This window comes from Terriglobales bacterium (assembly GCA_035543055.1).
In the GTDB taxonomy this organism is placed as follows: Bacteria; Acidobacteriota; Terriglobia; order Terriglobales; family Acidobacteriaceae; genus JAIQFD01.
This window is the reverse complement of the sequence record DATKKJ010000249.1, coordinates 1-3,321: the sequence shown is the minus strand read 5'-3', so window position 1 is coordinate 3,321 and position 3,321 is coordinate 1. Positions and strand designations below refer to the sequence as shown.

Annotated in this window: 5 protein-coding genes; all 5 read left to right on the top strand. The window is 60.3% G+C overall.

All coding sequences use genetic code 11. The features are described from left to right. Positions 1 to 232, top strand: a 232-nt coding sequence (locus VMS96_15760; protein ID HVP44881.1) for an NADPH-quinone oxidoreductase, incomplete at its 5' end; no start/stop codon positions are given. Positions 233 to 407: 175 nt separating this feature from the next. Continuing rightward, positions 408 to 890, top strand: a complete 483-nt coding sequence (locus VMS96_15755) for an NAD(P)H-dependent oxidoreductase subunit E (GenBank protein HVP44880.1) — start codon at positions 408 to 410, stop codon at positions 888 to 890. Positions 891 to 971: 81 nt separating this feature from the next. Next, positions 972 to 2,294 carry an NADH-quinone oxidoreductase subunit NuoF gene (nuoF, locus tag VMS96_15750; GenBank protein HVP44879.1) on the top strand — a complete coding sequence of 441 codons (1,323 nt, stop codon included), beginning with the start codon at positions 972 to 974 and terminating at the stop codon, positions 2,292 to 2,294. A gap of 8 nt (positions 2,295 to 2,302) precedes the next feature. Next, entirely contained in the window at positions 2,303 to 2,704 is a 402-nt protein-coding gene (locus tag VMS96_15745) for a hypothetical protein (protein HVP44878.1), read from the top strand. 7 nt (positions 2,705 to 2,711) lie between these two features. Next, on the top strand, positions 2,712 to 3,321 hold a 610-nt coding region (locus VMS96_15740; GenBank protein HVP44877.1), incomplete at its 3' end, for a 2Fe-2S iron-sulfur cluster-binding protein.

Sequence of the window (3,321 nt, the reverse complement as noted above, 5' to 3'; positions counted from 1 at the left end):
GGGTTTTGCCGTCCCCGCCGGCGAGGTGTACCAGGCCATCGAATCGCCCCGCGGCGAGATGGGCTATTACGTCGTCTCCGACGGCACCGCCAAGCCGTACCGCGTCCACATGCGCGGGGCCTCATTCGCCAACCTGCAGACACTGGCCAAGCTGTGTGAAGGAAACCTGATCGCTGACGTCGTCGCCGCCATCGGCAGTATCGACATTGTTCTGGGAGATGTAGACCGGTGATTTGTAATTTGTAAAGTGCAATTTGCAAAGTAAGCAGGTGAACCGTGAGTGGCGATCCTGAAGAGCTGCGGCAACGGACAAGGAGTTTTGCCAACCGGATCGTTAAGCTGTTTCGTGCATTGCCGCGAACGGGCTAGGCTGAAGTGATAGGAAAGCGGATACAAATCGCACTTTCATGAAGTTCTCAGACGAATTCGAGCAGCGCTTCGCGGAGATGCTCACGCATTACCCGATCAAGCGCTCGGTATTGGTCCCGACTCTCCTCTACATGCAGGACGAACTCGGCTACCTGACCGAAGAGGCCATCGAAGAGATCGCCCACCGCCTCGACCTGCCGGTGCTCGAGATCCGCAACGTGATCTCGTACTACTCGATGCTCACCACCAAGCCGCGTGGCAAGTACAACGTGCAAGTCTGCACCAACGTGAGCTGCATGGCGCGCGGCGCTGAAGGAGTCTTCGAGCACTGCAAGGAGAAGCTGGGCATCGCGCACAAGGGCACGACGCCGGATGGCGTGTTCTCGCTGGAGGAGGTGGAGTGCATCGGCGCCTGCAGTTGGGCCCCGGCCGCTCAGGTCAACTACGACTTCCACGAGAACCTGACGCCGGAGAAGATGGACGAGGTGCTGGACACCTACAGAAAGAAGGCCGCGCAATGACTTTCGATTTGTGATTTGCGATTTGTGATTTGCGCGGATTTCCGAAATCGCTAATCACAAATCAGAAATCGCAAATCAGCCATGGCAGATCTGGTAAGCCATCCCGACGAGGTACGGGTCGTCAGCAAGCGCTTCGGCAAGGGCGCCACCGACATCGACCGCTACCTGGAGCTGGACGGCTACAAGGCCGTGCAGAAGGCGCTGAGCATGGCCCCCGACGCCATCATCAACGAGGTGAAGGCGTCGAGCCTGCGCGGCCGCGGCGGCGCCGGCTTCCCCGCGGGCATGAAGTGGTCATTCGTCCCCAAGCAGTCGCCCAAGCCTAAGTACGTGCTCTGCAACGGCGACGAGAGCGAGCCCGGCACCTGCAAAGACCGCCTCATCTTCGAGCATGATCCGCACTCGGTCATCGAAGGCGTGGTCATCGCCGGCCTCTCCATCGAGGCCAAGGTCGGCTACATCTACATCCGCGGCGAGTATCGCTACCTGTCGAACATCATGCAGAAGGCGTTGAAGGACGCCTACACCCGCGGCTTCCTGGGAAAGAACATCTTCGGCAGCGGCAAGGACTTCGACGTGTACTGGCACGGCGGCGCCGGCGCCTACGAGGTCGGCGAAGAATCGGCGTTGATGGAATCGCTGGAGGGCAAGCGCGGCGTGCCGCGCATCCGTCCCCCCTTCCCTGCCGTGGTCGGCCTGTACGGCGGCCCGACGATCATCAACAACGCCGAAACCCTGGCCAACGTCCCCCACATCATCCTCGGCGGCGGCGAGTGGTATGCCGGCCTGGGCACGCCCAAGAACGGCGGCACCCGCCTGTTCTGCCTCAGCGGGCAGATCGAGAAGCCCGGTGTGTACGAGCTGCCCATGGGCTACAACCTCAAGAAGATGGTCTACGACGTCGGCGGCGGCATCTGGAAGGGACACAAACTCAAGGGCGTGATTCCCGGGGGCTCATCCACACCGGTGCTCACCGCGGACGAGGTGGACATCGCCATGGACTTCGATGCGGTGGCCAAAGCGGGCTCCATGCTCGGCTCGGGCGGCGTCGTGGTCATCGATGACCACACCTGCATCGTGAAGCTGGCCATGCGGATCATGAAGTTCTACCAGCACGAAAGCTGCGGCTGGTGCATTCCCTGCCGCGAGGGCACCGACTGGCTGAAGAAGACGCTGGTGCGCTTCCACAACGGCGGCGGCGTCAAGAAGGACATCGACAACATCCAGTACCTGGCCGAGAACATGCTCGGCCGGACCTTCTGTCCGCTGGGCGACGCAGCCGCCATGCCTACCATCGCGTTCGTGAAGAAGTTCAGGAAAGAATTCGAAGATCATCTCGAAGGTAAGCCGTGTCCTTTCGGGGAGACAAAACAAATCGAAATCCTACCGGTATTTTCACACTGATGGTTGCAATGGAGAAAAGACGAAAAGCAGCGCAGTTGCTGCTCGACTTCTATAAAGGCCGGATCACCAACAATGAGTTCGAAGAAAACTGGCCAATTGAAAAACATGACCCTGTGCTGTCAGAGCTACTGCCGCCGGTGTGGATGTTGTATTCCGATTACCGGGAGCATCGCATCGACCCCGCATTACGGAAGGACTATCGGCTAGCGAAGGAGTTTCATCGGTACCTGAAGTTCTTGAGTTCGACGCTTGAGTATGAGTGGATCGGCGTGCCTGGTACTTGGGTGTCGAAGGTCGCTGAGGTCTTTGACACGCGTAGGCGTCAGACAAACAGCTCCGGGGATATCGAAGTATGGCCGTTCTATCGCAAAGAAGATTACAGGCACGCATGGAAGCAATCTCAAAGCTGAGCTCTTCATGGCAGATGTAAATATTACGGTCGACGGCAAGAAGGTCACGGCCCCTGCCGGCACGCTGCTCATCGAGGCCTGCAAGCGGGTGGGCATCGAGGTCCCGTCTTTCTGTTACTACCCCGGCCTCTCGCTCCAGGGCGCCTGCCGCATGTGCCTGGTGAAGGTCGAGAAGATGCCCAAGCTGCAGACCGCCTGCACCACGGTCATCAGCGAGGGCATGATCGTCACCACCGAGTCCGACGAGATCAAGCAGGCCCGCAAGGCGATGCTGGAGATGGTGCTCCAGAACCATCCCCTCGACTGCCCGGTCTGCGATGCGGGCGGCGAGTGCGAACTCCAGGACATGACCTTCAGCTACGGCGCGGCCGAGTCCCTGCTCATCGACCCCAAGAACCACCGCGAGGAGCAGCAGTGGTCGCCGGTGGTGTATTTCGACCGCCCGCGCTGCATCCTTTGCTACCGCTGCGTGCGCATCTGCGGCGAGGGCATGGACGTGTGGGCGCTTGGCATCCAGCAGCGTGGGTCGTCGTCGGTCATCGCGCCCAACAAGGGCGACCACCTGGAGTGCGAAGAGTGCGGCATGTGCATCGACATCTGCCCGGTCGGTGCCCTGA